Origin of the sequence: Nocardiopsis sp. NPDC058631 (assembly GCF_042716955.1) — a bacterium.
Classification (GTDB): Bacteria; Actinomycetota; Actinomycetes; order Streptosporangiales; family Streptosporangiaceae; genus Nocardiopsis.
Genome location: NZ_JBHXQY010000009.1, coordinates 39,904 through 61,203, shown reverse-complemented (window position 1 = coordinate 61,203; position 21,300 = coordinate 39,904). Strand labels below are relative to the sequence as shown.

Annotated in this window: 23 protein-coding genes and 1 pseudogene; 11 read left to right on the top strand and 13 right to left on the bottom strand. The window is 71.2% G+C overall.

Annotated features, from left to right (window positions below; all coding sequences use genetic code 11):
* The 4 genes from ACFWTE_RS05520 (at window position 1) to ACFWTE_RS05505 (ending at window position 4,322) form a co-directional block, all read left to right on the top strand.
* The gene (locus tag ACFWTE_RS05520; protein WP_378778120.1) at window positions 1–849 is read left to right on the top strand and encodes a lysophospholipid acyltransferase family protein; all 849 of its coding nucleotides are present in this window, start codon (window positions 1–3) and stop codon (window positions 847–849) included.
* A gap of 8 nt (window positions 850–857) precedes the next feature.
* A complete protein-coding gene (locus tag ACFWTE_RS05515; RefSeq protein ID WP_378778146.1) occupies window positions 858–1,913 on the top strand; it encodes an NAD(P)H-dependent glycerol-3-phosphate dehydrogenase in 1,056 nt (351 codons plus the stop codon).
* An 11-nt stretch (window positions 1,914–1,924) separates the two neighbouring features.
* Window positions 1,925–3,136: a trans-sulfuration enzyme family protein gene (locus ACFWTE_RS05510; RefSeq protein WP_378778119.1), complete on the top strand. Its 1,212-nt coding sequence runs from the start codon at window positions 1,925–1,927 to the stop codon at window positions 3,134–3,136.
* 61 nt (window positions 3,137–3,197) lie between these two features.
* Window positions 3,198–4,322 carry a D-alanine--D-alanine ligase family protein gene (locus ACFWTE_RS05505; RefSeq protein ID WP_378778118.1) on the top strand — a complete coding sequence of 375 codons (1,125 nt, stop codon included), beginning with the start codon at window positions 3,198–3,200 and terminating at the stop codon, window positions 4,320–4,322.
* A 408-nt stretch (window positions 4,323–4,730) separates the two neighbouring features.
* On the opposite strand, the pseudogene ACFWTE_RS05500 reads toward ACFWTE_RS05505, so the two are convergent.
* The 3 genes and pseudogenes from ACFWTE_RS05500 to ACFWTE_RS05490 form a co-directional block, all read right to left on the bottom strand.
* Window positions 4,731–5,555, bottom strand: a pseudogene (locus tag ACFWTE_RS05500) (EI24 domain-containing protein); the annotation flags it as partial.
* Between the two features lie 126 nt (window positions 5,556–5,681).
* Entirely contained in the window at window positions 5,682–6,920 is a 1,239-nt protein-coding gene (locus ACFWTE_RS05495) for a DUF418 domain-containing protein (protein ID WP_378778117.1), read from the bottom strand.
* A gap of 22 nt (window positions 6,921–6,942) precedes the next feature.
* On the bottom strand, window positions 6,943–7,596 hold the full coding sequence (locus tag ACFWTE_RS05490; protein WP_378778116.1) for a hypothetical protein: 654 nt from the start codon (window positions 7,594–7,596) through the stop codon (window positions 6,943–6,945).
* 112 nt (window positions 7,597–7,708) lie between these two features.
* Here ACFWTE_RS05490 and ACFWTE_RS05485 point away from each other — a divergent pair, with 112 nt between their 5' ends.
* Window positions 7,709–8,311 carry a TetR/AcrR family transcriptional regulator gene (locus tag ACFWTE_RS05485; protein WP_378778115.1) on the top strand — a complete coding sequence of 201 codons (603 nt, stop codon included), beginning with the start codon at window positions 7,709–7,711 and terminating at the stop codon, window positions 8,309–8,311.
* Window positions 8,312–8,371: 60 nt separating this feature from the next.
* On the opposite strand, the gene cydC is transcribed toward ACFWTE_RS05485, so the two are convergent.
* The 7 genes from cydC to ACFWTE_RS05450 form a co-directional block, all read right to left on the bottom strand.
* A complete protein-coding gene (cydC, locus tag ACFWTE_RS05480) occupies window positions 8,372–10,063 on the bottom strand; it encodes a thiol reductant ABC exporter subunit CydC (RefSeq protein WP_378778145.1) in 1,692 nt (563 codons plus the stop codon).
* A 125-nt stretch (window positions 10,064–10,188) separates the two neighbouring features.
* The gene (gene cydD, locus ACFWTE_RS05475) at window positions 10,189–11,946 is read right to left on the bottom strand and encodes a thiol reductant ABC exporter subunit CydD (RefSeq protein WP_378778113.1); all 1,758 of its coding nucleotides are present in this window, start codon (window positions 11,944–11,946) and stop codon (window positions 10,189–10,191) included.
* Between the two features lie 197 nt (window positions 11,947–12,143).
* A complete protein-coding gene (gene cydB / locus ACFWTE_RS05470) occupies window positions 12,144–13,244 on the bottom strand; it encodes a cytochrome d ubiquinol oxidase subunit II (protein WP_378778112.1) in 1,101 nt (366 codons plus the stop codon).
* Between the two features lie 12 nt (window positions 13,245–13,256).
* Entirely contained in the window at window positions 13,257–14,702 is a 1,446-nt protein-coding gene (locus tag ACFWTE_RS05465; RefSeq protein WP_378778111.1) for a cytochrome ubiquinol oxidase subunit I, read from the bottom strand.
* A 200-nt stretch (window positions 14,703–14,902) separates the two neighbouring features.
* Window positions 14,903–15,232: a hypothetical protein gene (locus tag ACFWTE_RS05460; RefSeq protein ID WP_378778110.1), complete on the bottom strand. Its 330-nt coding sequence runs from the start codon at window positions 15,230–15,232 to the stop codon at window positions 14,903–14,905.
* The gene (locus ACFWTE_RS05455) at window positions 15,229–15,507 is read right to left on the bottom strand and encodes a hypothetical protein (RefSeq protein ID WP_378778109.1); all 279 of its coding nucleotides are present in this window, start codon (window positions 15,505–15,507) and stop codon (window positions 15,229–15,231) included. Before ACFWTE_RS05455 ends, ACFWTE_RS05460 begins: the two co-directional genes overlap by 4 nt.
* On the bottom strand, window positions 15,504–15,692 hold the full coding sequence (locus tag ACFWTE_RS05450; RefSeq protein WP_378778108.1) for a hypothetical protein: 189 nt from the start codon (window positions 15,690–15,692) through the stop codon (window positions 15,504–15,506). The genes ACFWTE_RS05455 and ACFWTE_RS05450 overlap by 4 nt, the downstream gene beginning before the upstream one ends.
* Window positions 15,693–15,920: 228 nt before the next feature.
* Between ACFWTE_RS05450 and ACFWTE_RS05445 the strand changes: the two genes are divergently transcribed.
* The 4 genes from ACFWTE_RS05445 (at window position 15,921) to ACFWTE_RS05430 (ending at window position 17,674) form a co-directional block, all read left to right on the top strand.
* A complete protein-coding gene (locus ACFWTE_RS05445; protein ID WP_378778107.1) occupies window positions 15,921–16,763 on the top strand; it encodes a helix-turn-helix domain-containing protein in 843 nt (280 codons plus the stop codon).
* A 10-nt stretch (window positions 16,764–16,773) separates the two neighbouring features.
* Window positions 16,774–16,974: a DUF397 domain-containing protein gene (locus ACFWTE_RS05440; RefSeq protein ID WP_378778106.1), complete on the top strand. Its 201-nt coding sequence runs from the start codon at window positions 16,774–16,776 to the stop codon at window positions 16,972–16,974.
* Window positions 16,975–17,092: 118 nt separating this feature from the next.
* Entirely contained in the window at window positions 17,093–17,536 is a 444-nt protein-coding gene (locus ACFWTE_RS05435) for a hypothetical protein (RefSeq protein WP_378778105.1), read from the top strand.
* 3 nt (window positions 17,537–17,539) lie between these two features.
* Entirely contained in the window at window positions 17,540–17,674 is a 135-nt protein-coding gene (locus ACFWTE_RS05430) for a zinc-ribbon domain-containing protein (RefSeq protein WP_378778104.1), read from the top strand.
* Between the two features lie 36 nt (window positions 17,675–17,710).
* On the opposite strand, the gene ACFWTE_RS05425 is transcribed toward ACFWTE_RS05430, so the two are convergent.
* Window positions 17,711–18,448, bottom strand: a complete 738-nt coding sequence (locus tag ACFWTE_RS05425) for a DUF305 domain-containing protein (protein ID WP_378778103.1) — start codon at window positions 18,446–18,448, stop codon at window positions 17,711–17,713.
* A gap of 89 nt (window positions 18,449–18,537) precedes the next feature.
* On the opposite strand from ACFWTE_RS05425, the gene ACFWTE_RS05420 reads away from it, so the two are divergent.
* On the top strand, window positions 18,538–19,284 hold the full coding sequence (locus ACFWTE_RS05420) for a DUF3105 domain-containing protein (protein ID WP_378778102.1): 747 nt from the start codon (window positions 18,538–18,540) through the stop codon (window positions 19,282–19,284).
* A 118-nt stretch (window positions 19,285–19,402) separates the two neighbouring features.
* On the opposite strand, the gene ACFWTE_RS05415 is transcribed toward ACFWTE_RS05420, so the two are convergent.
* Together ACFWTE_RS05415 and ACFWTE_RS05410 are read right to left on the bottom strand one after the other, a co-directional pair.
* A complete protein-coding gene (locus tag ACFWTE_RS05415) occupies window positions 19,403–19,864 on the bottom strand; it encodes a DUF3515 domain-containing protein (RefSeq protein ID WP_378778101.1) in 462 nt (153 codons plus the stop codon).
* A 38-nt stretch (window positions 19,865–19,902) separates the two neighbouring features.
* A complete protein-coding gene (locus ACFWTE_RS05410; protein WP_378778100.1) occupies window positions 19,903–20,136 on the bottom strand; it encodes an Lrp/AsnC family transcriptional regulator in 234 nt (77 codons plus the stop codon).
* Window positions 20,137–20,276: 140 nt separating this feature from the next.
* Here ACFWTE_RS05410 and ACFWTE_RS05405 point away from each other — a divergent pair, with 140 nt between their 5' ends.
* Window positions 20,277–21,281, top strand: a complete 1,005-nt coding sequence (locus ACFWTE_RS05405; protein ID WP_378778099.1) for a thiamine-phosphate kinase — start codon at window positions 20,277–20,279, stop codon at window positions 21,279–21,281.
* The last annotated feature ends 19 nt before the right edge of the window (window positions 21,282–21,300 follow it).

The window sequence follows — 21,300 nt, the reverse complement described above, 5'->3', positions numbered from 1 at the left end:
GTGGCCAAGCAACGAGAATCGCGGTGGGTGAAGGCGGTCGTCTCCCGGATCGTCCGGTTCGTGCTGTGGTTCATCACCAAGCCGACCTGGGAGGGCACCGAGAACGTGCCGGCCAAGGGCGGGGTGATCATCGCCGCGAACCACCTCTCGCTGACCGACCCGCTGACGGTCGCGCACTTCCTCTACATCGGAGCCCGCCGCTGGCCGACCTTCACGATGAAGGACGGGGTCATGAAGATCCCCGTGGTGCGCTCGGTGGCCAGGAGCACGGGTCAGATCCCCATCAAGCGCGGCAGCACCGACGCGGTCAAGGCGCTCCACGAGGCGGGGGCCGCCCTCACCCGTGACGGCTCCTCGGTGATCTTCTACCCCGAGGGCACCTGCACCCGGGACCCGGACCTGTGGCCGATGACCGCCAAGACCGGTGTGGCGCGCCTGGCGCTGACCACGGGCGTGCCCGTGGTCCCGGTGGCGCACTGGGGGGAGCAGCACCTCCTGCCGTACGGGGCCAAGAAGCCCAGCCTCTTCCCGCGCAAGCGCATCGACTTCCGGGCGGGGCCGCCGGTCGACCTCTCCCAGTTCGAGGGCCGGCCGCTCACCGCGACGGTCCTCAAGGAGGCCACCGAGCTCATCATGCGCGACATCACCGCACTCCAGGCGCAGATCCGTGGGGAGGAACCGCCCGCGATCCCCTTCGACTTCAAGAGGGCGCGTGAGGAGGCCGCCGAGGCCAAGCGGGCCGAGCGGCTCACCCAGGTCGGTGACGCCGACGGCGGCACGAACGAGGGCGGGACGAACGACGGCGCCGCGGACAGCGGCGACAACGGGAAGAGCAGTACGGAGGCGTGACGGGGCAGATGGGTACCGACAACGTGAGGGTCGCCGTTCTCGGCGCGGGCTCCTGGGGCACCGTGTTCGCGAACATCATCGCGGACGCCGCGGACCTGGCCCGGGAACGGGACCCCGGGGGCAGGACCGTCGAGGTGGTGCTGTGGGGCCGCCGGACGTCCGTCGTGGACGCGGTCAACCAGACCTCCGAGAATCCGGACTACTTCCCCGGCATCGGCCTGAACCCGCGGCTGCGGGCCACCACCGACGCGGCCAAGGCGCTCGCCGAGGCCGACGTGGTGGTGCTGGCGGTCCCCTCGCAGACACTGCGGGCCAACCTCGTGGAGTGGCGTCCCCACCTGCGCGACGACGCGGTGGTCGTCAGCCTCATGAAGGGCGTGGAGCTGGGGACCTGCCTGCGGGTCAGCCAGATCATCGCCCAGGTGCTGGAGTACCCGGAGGAGCGCATCGCGGTCGTGTCGGGCCCCAACCTGGCCCGGGAGATCGCCGAACGCCAGCCCGCCACCGCCGTCGTCGCGTGTCCGCACGAGGACACCGCGGTCCGGCTCCAGTCCCTGTTCAAGTCGGCCTACTTCCGCCCCTACACCAGTACCGACCTGGTGGGGGTGGAGATCGGCGGCGCGATGAAGAACGTGATCGGCCTTGCCGTGGGCGTGGCCGAGGGCATGGGGTTCGGGGACAACACCAAGGCGTCCCTCATCACCCGGGGCCTGGCCGAGACGACACGCCTCGCGGTGGCGCTGGGCGCCGACGAGCACACGCTGTCCGGCCTGGCGGGGTTGGGGGACCTCGTGGCGACATGCTCGTCTCCCCTGTCGCGGAACCGGACTTTCGGTGAGAAGCTGGGCGCGGGCAAGACCCTCGAACAGGTCGTGGCGGAGACCAGGCAGACCGCCGAGGGGGTCAAGTCCTCCGAGTCTGTCCTCGAACTCGGATGGGCCAACGGGGTGGACATGCCGATCACCGAGACCGTCGTCAAGATGATGCACCACGACCTGAGCCCGGCCGAGGCGCTGGTGGCGTTCATGTCACGCAGCAGCAAGCCCGAACGCTACGGGGTCTGAGAGCGAGCACGATGTCACACACACCAGGGCCCGGGGGCGAGTACACGCGGGCGGTCTCCCTCCCGCAGGCGCCGGTCCCGGCCGAGCGCCCCATGCGCATGCCGGTCCACAGGGCGACCACCTACGCGTTCGACACCTCCCAGCAGTACGCCGACGTCCTCGCGGGCACCACCGGCGGGTACTCCTACGCCCGTATCGACAGCCCCACCGTCGACGCGTTCGCTGACGCGGTGGCGGCGCTGGAGGGCGCGGGCCTCCCGGACCCGGTGCGCGGCCAGGCCTTCGCCTCGGGCATGGGAGCGCTCAGCACCGTCCTCCTGGCACTGACCGAGGCAGGCGCGCACGTGGTGGCCTCCCGCTCCATCTACGGCAACACGTACTCCCTGCTGGACCGGCTGCTGCGCCGGTTCGGCGTGCGCACCGACTTCGTGGACGTCACCGACCTCGACGCGGTACGCGCCGCCGTCGGACCGCAGACCCGTGTGGTGTTCACCGAGACCCTGTCCAACCCCACGATGACCGTGTCCGACCTGCCGGGCCTGGCGCGGATCGCCCGCGAGGCCGGTGCCGCGCTGGTGGTCGACTCCACGTTCGCCTCCCCGGCGGTCTGCCGCCCCCTGGAGCACGGTGCCGACGTGGTCGTGCACTCCGCCACCAAGTACATCGGCGGTCACAGCGACACCACCGGTGGCGTGGCCGTGGCCTCCCCGGACCTCATCGGGCGCATCCGTTCGGCGCGCATCGACCTGGGACCCTGCCTCGCCCCCGACGAGGCCTACCTGCTGCACCGGGGACTGGAGACGCTGCCGCTCCGGGTCCGGCGCCAGTGCGAGACCGCGGCGGCCTTCGCCGCGGCGCTGGAGGGCCACCCCCTCGTCGAGCGGGTCGACCACCCCTCCCTCGACTCGCACCCGCAGGCCGCGCTCGCGGACAAGCTGTTCGACAGCGGGCGCCGCGGCGCGGTCGTCACCGTGCACCCGGTCGGCGGCCGGGACGCGGGGATGGCCTTCGCCGACCGCCTGCGCGTGGCGACCATCGCGGCGTCGCTCGGCGGCACCCACACCCTGGCCGGTCATGTCGCCTCCACCTCGCACCGCAACATGAGCGAGGCCGAACTGGAGGCCGCGGGCATCTCACCCGGCGCGGTGCGGTTCTCCATCGGGCTGGAGGATCCCCAGGACCTCATCGAGGACGCTCTCAGCGCCCTCGGCAGGGAAAACTGACACATCACGGGTAGTTCTCCCGGTTCCGGTTCCATCAGTTGGCGAGATAAGGTCAGGCAGCATGTCGTCCGAGCAGCGCAAGATTCGGGTCGCCGTCGTCTTCGGCGGGCGTAGTTCCGAACACGAGATCTCCTGCGTCACCGCGGGGAGCGTGTTGTCCGTCATCGACGGGGACCGCTACGAGGTCGTCCCCGTCGGTATCACCAGGACGGGCAACTGGGTACTGACCTCGGGCGATCCCGAACGGCTCCGCATCGACGAGGCCACCAGGGCGCTGCCGACCGTGCCCGAGGACGGCGCGGACCTGGCCCTGCCCTTCGACGCGGCCGGTCAGCTGATGGTCGTCCACCCGGGGAAGGGCCCCGAGCGGCTGGCCGAGGTGGACGTGGTCCTGCCGCTGCTGCACGGGCCCTTCGGTGAGGACGGCACCATCCAGGGGCTGTTCGAGATGATCGGTGTCCGCTACGCGGGCGCCGGGGTGTTCTCCAGCGCCGCCGCCATGGACAAGGTCTTCATGAAGGCCATGCTCCGCGGCAACGGCATCCCCACCAGTGACTTCGTCGCGATCTCCGACCGCCAGTGGCGTACGGAGCGCAAGCGGGTGCTGGACGACGTCGCCGAACTGGGCACCACCGTGTTCGTCAAGCCCGCCCGCGCGGGCAGCAGCCACGGCATCACCAAGGTGAGCGACTCCGCCGACGCCGACGCCGTCGTCGCCGCCGTCGAGGCCGCCCGGGAACACGACCCCAAGGTGCTGGTGGAGGCCCAGGTCGTCGGCCGCGAGATCGAGTGCGGGGTCCTGGAGGCCGAGGACGGAGGGACGCCCGACGTGTCCTTCCCGGCCGAGGTGCACGTCGCCGACGGTTTCGACTTCTACGACTTCGAGGCCAAGTACCTGTCGACGAGCGGCCTCACCATCCCGGCGGAGATCCCCGAGGAGGCCACGGCCCGGCTGCGCGCGATGGCCGCCGAGGTGTTCGAGGCGATGGGCTGCGAGGGCCTGGCCCGAGTGGACTTCTTCTACACCCGGGACGGCGAGATCCTCGTCAACGAACTCAACACGATGCCCGGGTTCACCCCGTCCTCGGCGTTCCCGCAGATGTGGGCCGCGACCGGCGTGGACTACGCCGAGCTGATCGAGCGGATGATCACCACCGCCCTGCGCCGCGACCCCGGCCTGCGGTAGACGGGCGCACGGGCCCTCCCAGGCCCTGTCCACAGGCGGGCGACCGACCGGTCGCGCGCCGGGCGTGGGGGGGGGGGCCCGGCCCCCCCCGGCCCCCCCGGGGGGGGGGGTGGGTGGGAGCAGGGTCGCCCAGAGTCTCGTGGAGCTATGGGGATTCGAACCCCAGACCTCCTCCATGCCATGGAGGCGCGCTCCGACGGGGTGACCGGCCACGGGAAACGGGGGCTCTCCCGGGCCGGTCAGCTGTCAGCCCGAGGCGGGACCGTGGGGAGGACGCTGTGGTCCCCGGTGGTCGGGAGGGGACTGGGGCTGCTGGGGGCCGGGCTCCGCGTACCCGGCCGGCCGCGCACCCTCGGACAGGGCGCCGCCGGCGCGAAGGGTGTCGGCCGCTCCGTCGGACAGCGCGCCTCCGGGTGCCCCGGGGCCGCCCGGGCCGACGCGGTCGCCGCTCCCCTCCGGTCCGCCCGGGATCCCGGGCGGACCCGCGGGCACCAGGTCGCGGGTGAGGATCGCACCGGCCGCCGTGGCGGCGGGGAACACCACGACCGCCACGAACGGGATCGCCAGCAGAAGGTACGTCGGCACCGCGAAGCCGAGCACACGCATCCGCCGCTTCGCCATGTGCTGCCGTCGGTCGCGGATGGTCGTCAGCCTGCGCCGGTCGAACGCGCTCGCCAGCAGCTCGATCGCCAGCAGCCACCCGCCCAGGAGGGCGGCCAGCACCGGGCCGATCACCTGCCCGGCCAGCGGGATGAAACCGACCACGAGGACGAGGACCGACACCACCAGGGACACCGCGACGATCACGAGCGACTGGCGCACCGCACGCCACATCGACGCCATCAGCGGCTCGTCGGGGTCCTCGGGCGCGTTGCCCAGCTCCTCCTCGACCAGCTCGGTGATCTTGTCGTAGATGGGCGCCCCGAGCGTCAGGGTCACCGTGGTGAACGTCACCACCATCAGCAGGATCGTCCCGGCCAGGATGCCGACCGACACGGCTCCGCGGATGAGCCCCTGCCAGACAGGGGCCCAGTCGTCGCTGAAGGGGGTCGCCCACGCAGCCAGGTCGACCAGGTTCACCACGAGGAGGACGAACAGGACCAGGAAGACGAGGGAGGTGATCAGGGCCGGCAGGGCCCCGAGCAGGAACAGGCGCGGTTTGCGCAACAAGAGGGCGAAGCCGCGTGCCAGGACGCCGACTCCGCCGAAGAACTCACGTACAGGATTGGCCACGGGGGAACACTAGAGGACCCCGGCCCGGGTGTCAGATCGGGGCCGGGGCCGCCCCCCGCGCACGGGTGCTCCGGTGCGGGGGGGCGGTACGGGCGGCCCGGGGAGAACCTCCCCGGGTCGGCCCGCTCATCCGGTGCCGGACCGCACCTTCCGGTAGGTCAGCTTGCGCAGCAGCACCTCAGCCGGGCCCCGCCGGCCCGCCCGCTCCAGCGCCGCCGCACCGGCCACCGTCACCGCCCAGGTGAGGACCGCCAGCACCGACACCGACCAGCTCGACAGGTGAGCGCCCAGTCCCAGCCCCCAGGCGGCCAGCAAGGGCCCCCACACCAGCGACTGCGCCAGGTACCCGCTCATCGACCGTCGGCCCAGCGCCCCGATCCACCGGACCGGCCACGCCGTGGCGGCGGCACGCCCGCTCAACCGGTGCGCCACCAGACCGAACAGCGCCGCGTAGCCCACCCCGGTGAAGGTCCCGGCGAAGAAGTGCACCCCGGTCAGCACCGACACCGGACCGAATTCGACGACCCCGGTGTGCTGGAGAGCCAGAACCGCACCGCTGATCCACCCGGCGGCGATCCCCCAGAACGCCAGCCGCCGCAGCAGCACCAGGTGCCGGCCCGGCTCGTCCAACAGCCGGTGCCGCGCCGCCAGCACGCCCATCAGGAACGCCGCCGGAAGCGCCAACTGCGCGATACCGGTGAGCGTCTGGATCACCCACACCGGGAGCCGCACCGCCGCCGAGGCGAGATAGGACGGCTCGGCGATACTGGCCCGTTGCATCTCGGCCGCCACCGCGCCGCCGGCATCGGTCGTGGCCAGCGCGCCCGCCAGGGAGGCCAGCGCGGCCAGCGCGAGCAGGACCCCGATCCAGACCTTGAGCGTGCGGTCCGAGCGGCCGAAGAACAGAGGCACCATGATCAGGCCGATCAGCCCGTACATGCCGATGATGTCGCCCTGCCACAGCAGGAGTGCGTGCACCGCCCCGAACACGATCATCCACAGATGGCGCCGGCGCAGCAGCCGGCGCACCTGGACGGCGCTGGTTCCCTTGGCCGTCTGGCGTGCGTACATCTGCCCGATGCCGTAGGCGAACAGGAACCCGAACATCGTGTAGACCCGGGCGTCCACCACGATCAGCGTGAACGCCTGGGCGATCTTGTCGGCCACACCCCCCTCCACCGGGTGCACGCCGACCATGCCCGCCTGCGCGACGTAGAGGAAGTAGGGGGTGTGCGCCAGGGCGATCAGCAGCAGCATCATCCCCCGGGCCAGGTCGGGGGCCAGGGACCGCTCCGACAGCGGGGTCGAGCGCACCGGGTCGCCGGGCGGCGGGGCCGGAGCGCGGTCGGGATGGCGGGTGGTCATGGATGTCCTTTCGGTGGGGAGTTCAGTTGCCCGCGCCGTCGAGCAGCCAGGAGTAGCGCAGCCGGAGCGCGCGTTCGGCGCTGCCCAGGGCGGCGCCGGCTCCGAGTGTGAGGTTGAGCCAGAACGGCAGCACGACGGGTGATGCGAAGGTCCCGGTCACCTCGTGGACCGGGGGGATCTGCGAGACCGGTTCGAGGACCTGGAGGAGGTTCAGGCCGACACCGACGAGGAGCAGGACCACCGAGACGACCCCGATCCAGCGGCTCAGGGCCGGGTGCTCGCGGTCCAGGCGGGCGCGGCGGCCCTCGCCGGACCGGGGGTCGGGGGTGAGCTGGTGCTCCGAGCCGTCTGCGGTGACGTAGTGGCAGCGCTTGAGCCCGAAGCCGCTCGTGGCGACCTCGATGTGACCGCCCGGGACGGGGAAGGACGCGGGGACCCTGGACTGGGCGCGGTGTCGGCCGTCGAGGTACAGGTGTGCCCTGACCTCGGCGTCTTCGCCCTCGCCCCGGTGCCTGACGTCGACCGCGTACTCCGTCCGGCGGCCGTCGATCCGGGTGAGGCGCAGGTGGAACAGGGAGCGGCCGAGCAACTGCCACCAACGGAAGCCGCGCAGCTCGTGTCCGTCCCCGCCCCGCAGACGCCGTGCCGCCCGTCGGCGGCGCCACTGGTCGAGCATGTCCCTCCCCCTCCCCGGACGGATGCGTGACCAACACACTGTGTTGGTGTCATCGGGAGACTAACACACTGTATTAGTACGGTGTATTGGTAAGGTGGGAGAAGGAGGTGTGATGACTGAACCAACCAGCGCGAAGCCCAGTTCTCGCGAGAGGATCCTGGTGGCGGCCGCGACGATGCTGGGCGAGGATCCGGCCGCACGGCTGAGCGTGCGGGCCGTCGCCGCCAGGGCCGGGGTGAGTACGGGCTCTCTCCGGCATCACTTCCCGACGCAGGACGCTCTTCAGGACGCCGTGCTCGCCGGCGTCTACGAGACGGTGTTCGCAGGCGATCCCATCCACGACACGGCCCTGCCGGCGCGGGACCGGCTGGTCAGCTGCGTCCGGCAGCTGCTCGCGCCTGTCGGCACCGGAAAGCGGGCGAGAGAGCTATGGGGCACGACCTATGAAATGTTCATCGCCCCCGAACCGACCGAGGAGACCCGGGCGGCCTACCTCGCCATGGAACGGGCAGCGCGGCACCGCGTGGAGCACTGGCTGTCCGTCCTGGCCACCGAGGGAGCACTGCCCGGCGGAGACAACACCCAACGCGCGAAGTTCCTGATCACCGTGGTCAACGGCCTCTCGGTCGAAAGGGCTTTTCCGAACTCGGAGTCCCTTCTCACATCCGAGACCGCAACCCTGTTCGCCGCCGTCGACAGCGTCCTGAGCGGCTGAGCCCGGTGGGCCGTCCTTCACCGATGGTGAGCCACCCGCCCGCCCCCCGGCGCCTGCGGCTCAACCGGAGCCGACGTCGCGGTACCAGCCCTTCGCGCGGGTGAGCTCCTCATGCGTGCCGTGCTGGACCACCCTCCCGTCGCGCACCACGTAGATCCGGTCCACCCGGTCCAGGCCCGTCAGGTCGTGTGTGATCAGCAGGGTGGAGAAGCCCTCGGCGGCGGCCAGAAGGTCGTCCACGACCCCGTCGCGCGTGTCCGGGTCCAGGTGGGCGGTCGGCTCGTCCAGCACGAGCACGCGCGGTGCGGCCAGCACGGCACGGGCCAGCGCCAGCCGCTGCGCCATCCCGCCGCTCAACCCCAGGCCGTGCGTACCCACCCGGGTGTCCAACCCCCTCGGCATCGCCGCGACGTCGTCGGCCAGCCGTGCACGCCGCAACGCCTCCCACAGGACCTGGTCCTGCGCCTCCGGACGTGCCAGGCGCAGGTTCTCCCGCAGGGTCGAGGCGAACACGTGCGGGTCCTGCGGCACCCCCGACACCACTCCGCGCACCTCGTCCGCCGGGTACGACGTGATGTCCTCGCCGCCGAGCTCCACCCTGCCCCCGTCCGGGTCGCGGAACCTCAGGAGCACCGACGCCAGTGTGCTCTTGCCCGCTCCGCTCGGTCCGATCACCGCGACCGTCCACCCGGCGGGGATCTCCAAATCCACCCCGTCCAGGGCCCACGGTTCGTCCGGTCCGTAGCGGACGCGCAGGTCCCGTACCCGCACCGTCGCCTCCCCGTCCGGGTCCAGCCCCGAGCGGGTGGGCGGGGCGGTGGCGGGCGGGGTGTCCAACACCCCGAACAGGCGCGCCCCACTGGCCCGGATCGCTCCGAGCCTGGCCGCGACGGCGGGCAGCGGGGCGACGATCTCGAACGCCGCCAGCGTCGTCAGGACCAGGACCGCCAGCGACACGGCGCTGAGCGTGCCGCCCTCCACGGCGGCCACCCCGAGGAACAGGGCGCCCCACACGGTCAGCCCCGTGATCAGCGCGGAGGCCCCGGCGCCGAGGCCGAGGACCGCCGCGTCCCGCTGTGCCAGCCGGGTGAGCTCTGCGTCGGCCGCGTCGACCCGCGCCACCTGCCGGTCCATCGCACCGTAGGCGACCAGGTCGGGGGCCCCGTGCAGGGTGTCCACGAGCGCGGTGGACAGCTCACCGCGCGCCCTGGCCTGCCGCGTACCGGGTCCCCTGCCCAACGCGGCGGCGGCCAGCGGGACCGCCAGCCCGGCCAGGAGCAGACCGCCCGCCAGCAGGAGTCCGCCCGGCACGTACACCGCCGTCAGGAACAGGACCGTCGCGCCGCCGGTCACCAGCGAGATCAGCGGGGGAGTCAGCCCGCGTACCAGGAGGTCCAGGGTGGCCTCGGTGTCGTTGACCAGGCGTGACACCAGGTCGCCGGAGCGGAAGCGGCCGAACGGCTCGGTCGCCGCCAGCCGTTCGTACACCCGCACCCGTACCTCGGCCAGCGTCCGGAACGCGGCGTCGTGCGTGACCAGCCGTTCCAGGTAACGGGCCACGCCGCGGCCCACCCCCAGCGCGCGGGTGGCGACGACGGAGATGCCGAGCGCGGTGATGCCGGGGTGGTTCGCGGCGGTGGCGAGCATCCACGCGGCCACCCCCAGCAGCGCCACCCCGGCTCCCGTGGCGGTGGCTCCCCACAGGACGCCCAGGGCGAACCGGCCGCCGCGCGGCCGGGCCAGGGCGACCATCCGCAGCAGCGGGTCGCGACGGCGTGCGCGTCCGGGGACCTCAGGGGCGTCCCCGCCGGTACCGGTCGGGGTACCGGCCACGGAGGCCCGGGGGGCTCCGCCCGTGTCCTCGGTGCTCCCGTGGTTCATCGCGACACGCTTCCTTCCGGGGTCGGCAGCGGCAGCGACACGGACCGCAGGGTGCCGCCGAGGGCGTTCCTGGCCCAACCGGTGTCGTGCGCGACGATGACGGCGGTCCGCCCCTCCAGGAGGCGTGTGACGGCGGTGCGCACCGCCGCCGCGTTCTCCGGGTCCAGGTGGGCGGTGGGTTCGTCCAGCAGGACCAGTGGCGCGTCGCGGCACATCGCGCGGGCCAGCGCGATGCGCTGCCGCTGTCCCGCCGACAGCCGTGCGCCGCGCTCGCCGAGCCTGGTGTCGTAGCCCTCGGGCAGTGCGCGGACGAAGGCGTCGGCCTCGGCGAGCCGGGCCGCCTCCCTGACCCGCTCCAGGGAGGCGCCGGGGGCTCCGAGCCGGATGTTGTCGGCCACGGACACGTCGAAGAGGTAGGGGTGCTGGGGCACCCACGCGATGCCGAGCCTCCAGTCGTCGGCCGGGATCCCGTCCAGGGCCTCCCATCCGCCGCCGGGCGCGCGTACGCTGATCCGCCCCTCGGTGGGCTCGTTCAACCGCAGCACCAGGGACAGCAGTGTGGTCTTCCCGGCTCCGCTGGGGCCGGTGAGCAGGACGTGCTCACCCGCCGCCACCTCCAGATCCAGTGAGGACAGCGCCGGGAGGTCCCTGTCCGGGTAGCTCATCCCCACCCCCTCGAAGCGGATGTCACCGCCCGCCGCTGCCGCCGCCCCACCGGTCGCCGGGGGAGCGCAGACCCCGGAGCGCTCCCCGTCCTCTCCGGCGGGCACGCCGCGCTCGCGGTCCAGTTCGGTGAACACCTGATCCGCGGCGGCCACGCCCTCCATACTCGCGTGGAACCTGGCCCCGACCTCGCGCAGCGGCAGGTACGCCTCCGGCGCCAGGATCAGCACGAGGAGCGCGGTCTGGTAGTCCATGTGGCCGCCCAGGAGGCGCAGTCCCACCTCCACCGCGACCAGGGCCACGGCCAGGGTCGACAGCAGCTCCAGTGCGAACGCCGACAGGAACGCGATCCGCAGCGTCCCCATCGTCGCCTTCCGGTGGTCCTCGCCCACCCGTCGGATGATCGCCGCCTGCGCCTTGGCGCGACGGAACACCGCCAGGGTCGGAAGCCCCTCCACCACGTCGAGGAAGTGGCCGCCAAGACGGCTCAGGAGCCGCCACTGCCGGTCGGTCCGGGCCTGCGTGTGCATCCCGATGAGCGCCATGAAGACCGGGATCAGCGGCAGCGTCACCAGGACGACGACTCCGGAGATCCAGTCCGACCAGAACACCACCACCAGGACCGCGACCGGCACGATCGCGGCCAGCACGAGCTGGGGGAGGTAGCGGGCGAAGTAGTCGTCCAGGGCGTCCAGCCCCCGGGTCGCCAGGGTCACGAGTTCGCCCGCCTTCGGCGACCCCTGCCCGTCCTCGGCGCCGGGTTCGGCGGTCCACACCTTGCCGGACCCCGTCACATGCGCCACCAGGCGCCGGCGCAGCTGCGACTTCGTGCGCGCGGCGCTGTACAGGGCGGAGGTCTCGGCCAGGTACGACAGCAGCGCGCGCACCAGGGCGATGGCGGCGACGGCGCCGATCGCCCAGCCCAGCGAGCCCAGCCCCTCCCCCTGCCAGGCGCCGCTGATGACGCGGGCGAGCAGCCAGGCCTGGGCGAGGATCAGGCCGGTGATGAGCACTCCGCTGACCACGGAGACCACCAGGTGCGCCCGGACCGCGCTCGCGGTGCGTACCAGGCGCGGATCAAGGGGTTTCATGCGTGCGGACCTTGTCGTCTCGGCCGGGCCTCGCGGGTACCCGGTAGGGATGGAGGGCTCTTCCACACGGCACGGCGCGGGTCGGGCCGGGCGTCGGGCCAGTATCCACCAGGGAGCCCCGGTGCGGCCGGGAACCCCGGGCCGTGCGGGTCGGCCGTGCGGCGGGGGTGCGGGCGGACCGCCCGCGCCCCCGCGGGTCAGGGGACGGGAACACTCCGGTCACCGGCCCCGTCGCCGTGCCCCGGACCCTCGCCCGTCGCGGTGACGCTCTCCCCGGTCACCGACGCGCCGGTCACCGACGCGCCGGTCACCGACGCGCCGGTCACCCGGCGGCGGAACACCCAGTAGCTCCAGCCCTGGTACAGGAGCACCAGCGGCAGGAACACCACCGCCACCCAGGTCATCACCGTGAGCGTGTAGTCGGCGGAGGACGCGTTCTCCACGGTCAGGCTGAAGGCCGGGTCCGTGGTGGACGGCAGCACGTTCGGGAAGAGCGTCCCGAAGAGCGCGGCGACCGCGGTGAGGATGGTCAGCGCCGTGAACGCGAACGACCACCCCTCGCGGCCCCGCCAGGCCGCCACGACCCCGCCCACCAGGGCGGCGGCGGCGACCACGACGAGCGGCAGGGTCCACGGGCCGCCGTGCGCGGCCTGGGTCCACAGCAGGAACCCGGCCCCTGCCGGGACCGCCACGCAGGCGACCACCAGCGCGGCCCGCCGCGCGCGCACCCGTACCGGCCCGTCGGTCTTCAGGGTCAGGAAGATCGCCCCGTGCAGGGTGAACAGCGACAGTGTCGTCAGCCCGCCGAGCAGGGCGTAGGGGTTGAGCAGGTCCACCGTGGAGGCGGTGACGATGTGGTCGGAGTCCATGGCCACGCCCTGGACGATGTTGGCGAACGCGACGCCCCACAGCAGGGCGGGTACGGCGCTGCCGAAGAAGATCGCCCGGTCCCACCAGGTCCGCCAGGTGTCGCTGTCGCGCTTGCCCCGGTACTCGAACGCGACTCCGCGAAGGATCAGCGCGATCAGGATGGCGAAGAGCGGTACGTAGAACCCGCTGAACAGGGAGGCGTACCAGGCGGGGAAGGCGGCGAACATGGCGCCGCCCGCGGTGAGCAGCCACACCTCGTTGGCGTCCCAGACGGGGCCGATGGAGTTGATGGCGACCCGGCGGTCGACGGAGTTGCGCTTGCCCATGAACGGAAGGAGGGTGCCGACCCCGAAGTCGAACCCTTCCAGGACGAAGTACCCGATCCACAGGACCGAGATGGCGATGAACCAGATGACGGGGAGTTCCATGGTCCGTGGCTCCTAGTAGCTGAAGTGCGGGATCTGGGACTCGTCCTCGTCGTTCTCCAGGTCGGGAACGAGGTGGGAGGGTCCGGCCTTGACGTACTTGACCAGCAGCCCGACCTCCACCACGGCGAGGAGCCCGTAGAGGGCGGTGAAGATGGTCAGGCTCATCGCGACGGTCCCGAGGCTGACCCCGGGCGAGACGCTGTCGGCGGTGAGCAGGTAGCCGTGCACCGTCCAGGGTTGGCGGCCCATCTCGGTGAGGACCCAGCCGAAGATGTTCGCGGCCAGGGCGGCGGGCAGGGCGAGCATCGCCGCGAGGTAGAACCACCGGTTGGTCGGTGTGCGACTCCTCCCCCTGGTGAGCCACAGGCCCAGGGCGGCGACGGCGATGCCGAAGAGGCCGAAGCCCATCATCAGGCGGAAGGACCAGTAGACGACGAACACGTTGGGGGTGTAGTCGCCGGGCCCGTAGTACTCCTCGTACGCCTCCTGGAGGTTGTTCATCCCGTGGACCTCGCCGTCGAACGTGCCGGTCGCGAGGAAGCTGAGCACGTTGGGGATGGTGACGTCGACGGGGTTGTAGCGCGCCTCGGTGTCTCCGACGGCCAGGGCGGAGAAGGCGGCGCCCTCCTCGGTCTCCCACAGGGCCTCGGCGGCGGCGAGCTTCATGGGCTCGTACTCGGCGGCGAGCTTGGCCTGGTGGTCGCCGGAGAAGACGACGACCGCGCCGGCGATCAGGGTGAAGACCAGCCCCACCTTGAGGGTGCCCCGGAACAGGGCGAAGTCGTTCTTCGGCGGTGCGACGCCCGCGATGCCGGTGTCGCCGTGCCGCTGGTTGCGCCAGAGCTTGTAGGCGCTGACGCACACGACGAACAGCCCGGCGGTGATGAACGCCGCCGAGACGGTGTGCAGGTAGGTGGACCAGGCCTGGTCGTTGCTGAGGACGGCCCAGATGTCGTTGAGTTCGGCGCGCCCGTTCTCCTCGTTGACGGAGAATCCGACCGGGTGCCGCATCCACGCGTTGGCGGCGAGGATGAAGTACGCGGACAGGTTGGTGCCGACGGCGACCATCCAGATGCAGGCCAGGTGGACTCCGCGGGGGAGCCGGTGCCAGCCGAAGATCCAGAGTCCGATGAAGGTCGACTCCAGGAAGAAGGCGAGCAGGGCCTCCATGGCCAGGGGGGCGCCGAACACGTCGCCGACGAACCGCGAGTACTCGCTCCAGTTCATGCCGAACTGGAACTCCTGCACGATGCCGGTGACCACGCCCATGGCGAAGTTGATCAGGAACAGCTTGCCGAAGAACTGGGTCGCCTGGAGGTACTCGTGTCTGCCGGTGCGGTACCAGAGGGTCTGGAGCACGGCCACGATGAACGACAGTCCGATCGTGAGCGGGACGAACAGGAAGTGGTAGATCGTGGTGACGCCGAACTGCCACCTCGCGAGTTCAAGAGCTTCCATGCCCACCTCTCAGGTACCGACCTCCGGTAGTACTACACAATGTAGTGCACGAGGGCGGGCAGGGAAACGTGACCCCTGTCTACGTCCTGACCTGCGAAAACGCTGCCCGAAGGGAATTCGTCCCGTCGGGCAGCGTTCGTCCGTCGTACTATCGCGCGCCCCGGAGGGAAGGGTCCTCGGGCTCCAGGGCGCGCGGGGTCTCACGGGTGGCTCCTCGCGCGGGTGATGGGGCGTGGAGTGTTGTGGAGCTGGATCGCCCGCGCGAGCTGCTCGGGCGTGTTCTCGATCTCGGTCTGGTGCGGGGCTCGGGGGTCGCGGGCGGTCGCCAGCCACAGGGTCCCGGTCCACCGGATCCAGTAGGTGGCGCCCCACGTCTTCTGGAGCCGGGCCAGGGTGAGCCCCGGGGGCTCCCAGCACTCGCCGTCCGCGTCCATGTGGTCGCCGTCGTGGCCGACCTCGATGACGCAGCGGCGGTGGCGCCCGCCCTCGGTCAGGCGCTTGTCGGAGCACAGCTCGGGCGGGGGCATCATCGGGGCACCTGCGCTTCCATCCCGGCCGGGCTCCACCGCTGCTCCGCCGGATAGGTCACGGGGTGCGTGAGCGCCACGGAGTCGATCATGTCGGTGGCGGCGGCCATGTCACCGCTGGTCAGCGCGTGGTGCAGGGCGCAGCGGACGACGGCCGCCCGGTCACGGCCCAGCTCCAGGTAGGCCACGCGCGCCCGCGGGGTGCTCGGATAGGGGAGGTCGAGAGCCTCAGCGGCAGCGGTGAGCAGGCCCTGGGTGGCAATGTCGGCGCCGCTCATGAGGTGCCCAGGCGGTGAAGGCCGTCCAGGACCGCGCCCAGGACGGTGAGCGAGGGACCGGCGGGCGCGAGGGCCAGGGCGTAGATCCGGACGCGGGTGACCCGTCGGGGCCGACGGTGTCGGATCGCCTCAGCGGCGAGGGTGCGGACGGCTTCGAGAGCCGAAGGGTGCAGGGAGCGCGGCATGGCGCACACCTCCTGTGTGGGGCCGGGTGGGACGCCCGGTGGGATTCATCAGGTGGGACCATCGTCACCCCCAAAACGAAAAAGTGCAAGACCAACTTTTGTATTGGTGAGAGAATCACTGATAGATCCCCTACTTTGAAGTTGGTGATGCGTTAAATGTCCGGAAACCCAGACTCAGTCGTAGGATCGGGGCGCCCGTCCAAGGACCAGAGCAAGGAGTGTCCCGTCGTGGCCACGTCACCGCCCCTGAGTAAGCGGCGTCTGTCACGGCTCTTGCGTGAGAGTCGAGAGACCTCAGGTCTGACCGCGGACCAGGTCACCGAAAGAGCGCACGAGCTCGGTGCCACACGGTGGTCGCCCTCGAAGATCACGCGGCTGGAACGCGACGAGTGGGTGCGCCCCAAGCTCGAAGACGTCGAGGTCCTGCTGGACATCTACGGCATCCAGGGTCTGAACGACCGCGCCGAATACATTCGTCTCGCCAAAGAAGCTCGGCAGAAGAGCTGGTGGCGGAGTTATGACGACGTGATCGAAGGCAAGCTCACTGGTCTGGAACCGGGGGCCTCGCGCATCAGGGACGTCGCCCTCACCATCATCCCCGGCCTGCTCCAGACGCACGCCTATGCGCGAGCGGTCATCATCGGCGGAGGTATCGTCGACTCGGAGGAGATCGATCGCCGTGTGGAGGCCAGGATGTTGCGGCAGCGCATCTTGGACCCCAAGGCGGACGGCCCGAAGTACTGGGCGATCATCGACGAGGCCGCACTCCGCAAGAGTCCCGAAGGGGTTCGCGAAGAGCAGATCCGCCACCTGATCGACGTCCAGCGCCCCGATCTTCGCGTCCAGGTGCTCCCGGACTCGGCAGGTCTGCACGCTGCCGTGGGTGGCGCCTTCATGATGCTGGACTTCGCCGAGGACACTGGCCTGGTCTGCACCGAGAACAGCGTGGTGCAGCGGGTACATGATGAGCCAGAGGACATCGAAGCCTGGGATCGCGTGTATCAGTATGTGAGTGCATCCGCTCTGGGCATACAGGAGTCAGTCGTGTTCCTGGAGAGCCTCATCAGCTAAGAGGACGACAATGCAATACCAGCAATCCCACCCTGACCTGGAGTTCCGCAAGTCCAGCTACAGCACCGCGCGCGGCGAGAACTGCGTGGAGGTTGCCGACTTCGCCGGTGGCTCCGCCGTTCGCGACACCCAGAACCGCGAGGCGGGGATGCTCGCCTTCCCCGGAACCGAGTGGTCAGCCCTTCTGTCGGGCGTTCGCACAGGCGAGTAGCGCAGACGAGGGAGGCCCCGGTCGATGACCGGGGCCTCTGACGTTGCCTACCTGATGCACCAGGGAAGAACGGCGGAGCGCCTACTCCCCGAGGCCCTGCCGTCATACCCTGCCGTGTATGGGACACCGCCACCCGAGCAAGCTGAAGAACTCAGACGTGAGCCACGCGCGCGCCCGCTGGCTCCTGAGAGCCGAGCTGGAGGGGTGCGGCGACTGCCGTACCGAGGGTGACAAGGACGCCGTCTCCGACCTCACCGAGATGGGAGTGATGGACTCCCTCCTCACCGGCTACGTGACCTCCCGCGTGAGCGCCTGGCACTCCCACGGCCGCCCCGCAGCCCTGCCCGCCACCGTGTACAGCCTCGCCCCGGTGTCCGAGCGCGTGCGCTGGAACACCCCGACCCAGCACTGCATGCGGGTGTGCACTGTCGAGCCCGGCCCCCACCGGGAGACGGCGGTGGACACCGCGCCGGCGCTCCGCGAGCTCAGACTCATGCCGACCGGCGACAGACGCCGGGTCCTGGACGACATCGTGGACGGACTGGCCGAGACGGAGGGGTGAAGGATGGGCGCGACCGAGCAGGGCTCTCCTGCCATGGGGGAGCGGAACAAACCGATCGCGCGCTGGTGTGACAAGTGCGGGGAGCCCATGTCGGCGGGGGTCAGGACCTGCCCCAACTGCGGGCACCACCACTCCTGAGCGGCGCGGCGGCCGCACATCCGGGGGTGGTGCCGTTCAGTCCTCGCCGGATCCGCTGCGGTCGTCGATCATGCCCTCCATCAGGTTCACCTCCGACTGCTGGGCGTCGATCATCCCCTGGGCGAACCCGGTGACCATGTCCTCGCTGCCCAGGTCCACCTCCGCCTCGGCCATCTCGATACCGCCCTGGTGGTGGGCGATCATCAGTTCGAGGAAGAGGAGCTCCGCTTCCACCCCCTCGGCGTCCTCCAGGGCCGTCAGGTCCTCGGGGCTCGCCAGGCCGGGCATGGTGTCGGGAACCTCGGTGTCGCCGTCCCCGTGGTCGTGTCCCTCCATCCAGGTCATCGGTGGCCGGGGGCCGCGGGCCGGCAGGTCCCAGGCCATCAGCCAGCCCTGCATGATCCCGATCTGCGCCTGCTGGGTGCGGGCCATGTCCGTGGCGACCGTGTGGAGCTCGGGGTCCTCGGTCTTGTCCAGGACGACCATCGACATGTCCACCGCCTGGGCGTGGTGCGCGCTCATGTCACGCAGGAATCCCGCGTCCGCCCCGGTGTCCAACGGGTAGGAGGGGCGGCCCCACAGGTAGCCGGCGGCCAGGGCCAGTGCGACGAGGATCACCGTGATCCATGTCGGGACCGAACGCCACGACACCTGCGCGGACGCGTCGTCCTCCGGTGCCATGTCCTCCTGAACATGCTCGCCCTCGTCCGGGGTTCCGTCGGCGTCCCCGACACCTCCGGCGGCTCCCGAGTCGGGACCGTTCGTCTGTTCCATGGGAACCATCCTGGTCAAATCGCCCAACTGTGGTGCCAAAGTAGAGGATAGATAAGTCCCTTATGTCACCACCCACCTCAGGAGACCCCGTGGCAAAGAAGAAGACGGCGGAGGAGCGCCGCCAGCGCGCGGCCGAGCTCAAGGCACAACGCCTCAAAGAGGAGCGCCGCCGTAAGATCCTTACCATCACCGGGATCGTCACCGCTGTGGTTCTGGTGGTCGGGCTGATCGCCTTCCTCGTCTTCATGGAGGTTCGCAGCCGGTCGGTGTCCAACGTGGCCGAGCACGAGGTCGGCTCCTACGAACACGTCGAGACCGGCCAGCCGGTGGACTACGAGCAGTCCCCGCCCGTCGGCGGCGACCACTGGAGCGCCTGGCAGAACTGTGGCGTGTACCCCGAACCGGTCACCCCCGAGTTCGCGGTCCACTCCCTGGAGCACGGCGCCGTGTGGATCAACTACGAGCCCGACCTGCCCGAGGCCCAGGTCGAGCAGCTGACGGGCATGTACAGCGCGGGTGACTACCTCGTGATCAGCCCCTACGAGGGTGAGATGGAAGCGCCGATCGTCGCCTCCAGCTGGGGCCGCCAGATCACGGCCGAGACCGCTGACGACGAGATGCTCCAGCGGTTCGTGCGCCTCTACGAGCGCGGTACCGAGGTGCCCGAGCCGGGGGCCTCCTGCTCCGGCCAGGTGGCGGAGACGCAGGCCGAGGTCGCGGCCCTGATCAGCGGCGAGGGCTCCGAGGAAGAGGGCGCCGAGGGCTCCGAGGAAGAGGGCGCCGAGGGCTCTGAGGAGGAGGGCGCCGAGGAGGAGCCCATGGAGGAAGAGGAGTGACGGGACACCCCCATCGCTCCGTGACACCGTGACCTGAGGACCGGGCCCGACCACCCGGTCCGACGACAGTGGGGGCCGCCGGACACCGGCGGCCCCCACGCGTTTTCGCGCGGGCCGGTCAGAGTTCGCCGTCGGGCAGGGAGGGGACGTGCTCGGCGACGAGGTCGCTGACCGTGCTCAGGGCTCCTGCCGGGGCACCGTGGGCCGGCGGGACCGACAGCTCGACGTAGGCCTCGTGGCCGACCGCCGTGTACAGGGTGGGCGCGTCCTCCGGCTGCGGCAGCCAGGCCACGCCGTTGACCTCCTGCAGGAGGGAGTCCGGAGCGAGTGCCACGGGACGGGGGACCCCGCAGCGCAGACCGATGGCCGGGTCCCCCCACGCGGCGGTGAGCTCCGAGTCGGGGCGCACCTGGGCGCGTTCGGCGCCCAGCAGCGTGTTCGGAAGCGACTCGACCAGACCCGCGCAGGTCCGCGCTGTCGCCTCGTCCGGTTCGGGGGGCTCCATCCGCACGGTCTGCGCGCCGCAACCCGTCGCCACGAGGGCGACGGCCAGACCCGCACCGGCGAACCGCCTCAGCACAAGTAACCCCCGGGGTGCCGCCGACGCGGCGGAGCGCGTCAGATGTTGACGATGGGACAGGTCAGAGTCCGTGCGATACCGTCCAACCGCTGGATACGCGCCACCACGAGGGCGCCCAGCGAGTCGATGTCGGAGGCCTCGGCCCGGACGATCACATCGTAGGGCCCGGTCACGTCGTGGGCCGTCTCGACCCCCTCGATGCCCCGGATCCGCTCCGCCACCTCCGCCGCCTGACCGACCTCGGTCTGGATCAGGATGTATGCCTGCACCATGAGAACTCCTTCGTGTGCGCCGGGTGTGAGCGATGAGCGGTGAGCGGTTCCCGGCCGAGCCGAGGGTGCGGCCGATGACGAACGAAAGACAAACGTGGGTCTAGACCACTGCGCCGGAGCGTCACCGTACCCTGATCTCTGTGCACAACACCATTGGGGGTCTCGGGGAGTTCGCTCTGATCACACGCGTGACGAGCCAATTCCCTGCGACGGACGATGTCATCCTCGGGCCGGGTGACGACGCGGCGGTCGTCGCCGCGCCCGACGGCCGAACGGTCGCGACCACCGACCTGCTGGTCGAGGGGCGCCACTTCCGGAGGGAGTGGTCCACCGCCCGCGATGTCGGCCACAGGGCCGTCGCCCAGAACTTCGCGGACGTCGCCGCCATGGGCGCGCGCCCCACGGGGCTGCTCATCGGCTTCGCCGCACCCCCCGACCTCCCCGTGGCCTGGGCGGAGGAGTTCACAGCCGGGGTACGCGACGAGTGCGCGGTCGCGGGCGGTGCCGTCGTGGGCGGCGACATGGTCGGTTCGGACACCCTCACCATCGCCGTCACCGCCCTCGGAGACCTCCAGGGGAGGGCGCCGGTCCGCAGGGACGGGGCCCGGGCGGGTGACGTCATCGCCTACACCGGCCACCTGGGGCTCTCCGCCGCCGGGCTCGCCCTCCTGGAACGGGGGATCGACGGACCCGCAGCCTGCCTGTCCGAGCACCGCCGTCCCAGCCCGCCCTACGCCCGGGGCGTCGAGGCGGCCCTGCTCGGCGCCACCGCCATGCTCGACGTCAGCGACGGCCTCGTCCAGGACCTCGGACACGTCTGCCGGACCAGCGGTGTGCGTATCGATCTGGAATCGGCCGCGCTGCAGCCCGAACCCGCCCTCCTGGAGGCGGTCGCCGTCCTGGGGGCCGGGGCGCGGGGGGCGGCGGAGGCCGCTCGCGGCCTCATGGTCGCGGGGGGAGAGGACCACGCGCTGGTCGCCGCGTTCCCACCGGACACCGCCCTGCCCGGGCACTGGCACCGGGTGGGTCTGGTGTCCGCCGCCGTCGGGAGACAGAACGGCGGCGGAGAGGAGGCCGAGGAGCCCGTCACCGTGGACGGACGCGCGTCCCGGGGCGGGGGTTGGGATCACTTCCGGCGGGGATGAGCCCCTTTGGGTTTGTCCT

Bases quoted from the DNA above. Each gene is read 5' to 3' on its own strand.
- ACFWTE_RS05515 (WP_378778146.1), top strand. From the start codon at position 858: ATGGGTACCGACAACGTGAGGGTCGCCGTTCTCGGCGCGGGCTCCTGG.
- ACFWTE_RS05510 (WP_378778119.1), top strand. From the start codon at position 1,925: ATGTCACACACACCAGGGCCCGGGGGCGAGTACACGCGGGCGGTCTCC.
- ACFWTE_RS05505 (WP_378778118.1), top strand. From the start codon at position 3,198: ATGTCGTCCGAGCAGCGCAAGATTCGGGTCGCCGTCGTCTTCGGCGGG.
- ACFWTE_RS05495 (WP_378778117.1), bottom strand. From the start codon at position 6,920: ATGACCACCCGCCATCCCGACCGCGCTCCGGCCCCGCCGCCCGGCGAC.
- ACFWTE_RS05490 (WP_378778116.1), bottom strand. From the start codon at position 7,596: ATGCTCGACCAGTGGCGCCGCCGACGGGCGGCACGGCGTCTGCGGGGC.
- ACFWTE_RS05485 (WP_378778115.1), top strand. From the start codon at position 7,709: ATGACTGAACCAACCAGCGCGAAGCCCAGTTCTCGCGAGAGGATCCTG.
- cydC (WP_378778145.1), bottom strand. From the start codon at position 10,063: ATGGTCGCCCTGGCCCGGCCGCGCGGCGGCCGGTTCGCCCTGGGCGTC.
- cydD (WP_378778113.1), bottom strand. From the start codon at position 11,946: ATGAAACCCCTTGATCCGCGCCTGGTACGCACCGCGAGCGCGGTCCGG.
- cydB (WP_378778112.1), bottom strand. From the start codon at position 13,244: ATGGAACTCCCCGTCATCTGGTTCATCGCCATCTCGGTCCTGTGGATC.
- ACFWTE_RS05465 (WP_378778111.1), bottom strand. From the start codon at position 14,702: ATGGAAGCTCTTGAACTCGCGAGGTGGCAGTTCGGCGTCACCACGATC.
- ACFWTE_RS05460 (WP_378778110.1), bottom strand. From the start codon at position 15,232: ATGATGCCCCCGCCCGAGCTGTGCTCCGACAAGCGCCTGACCGAGGGC.
- ACFWTE_RS05455 (WP_378778109.1), bottom strand. From the start codon at position 15,507: ATGAGCGGCGCCGACATTGCCACCCAGGGCCTGCTCACCGCTGCCGCT.
- ACFWTE_RS05450 (WP_378778108.1), bottom strand. From the start codon at position 15,692: ATGCCGCGCTCCCTGCACCCTTCGGCTCTCGAAGCCGTCCGCACCCTC.
- ACFWTE_RS05440 (WP_378778106.1), top strand. From the start codon at position 16,774: ATGCAATACCAGCAATCCCACCCTGACCTGGAGTTCCGCAAGTCCAGC.
- ACFWTE_RS05435 (WP_378778105.1), top strand. From the start codon at position 17,093: ATGGGACACCGCCACCCGAGCAAGCTGAAGAACTCAGACGTGAGCCAC.
- ACFWTE_RS05430 (WP_378778104.1), top strand. From the start codon at position 17,540: ATGGGCGCGACCGAGCAGGGCTCTCCTGCCATGGGGGAGCGGAACAAA.
- ACFWTE_RS05425 (WP_378778103.1), bottom strand. From the start codon at position 18,448: ATGGAACAGACGAACGGTCCCGACTCGGGAGCCGCCGGAGGTGTCGGG.
- ACFWTE_RS05410 (WP_378778100.1), bottom strand. From the start codon at position 20,136: ATGGTGCAGGCATACATCCTGATCCAGACCGAGGTCGGTCAGGCGGCG.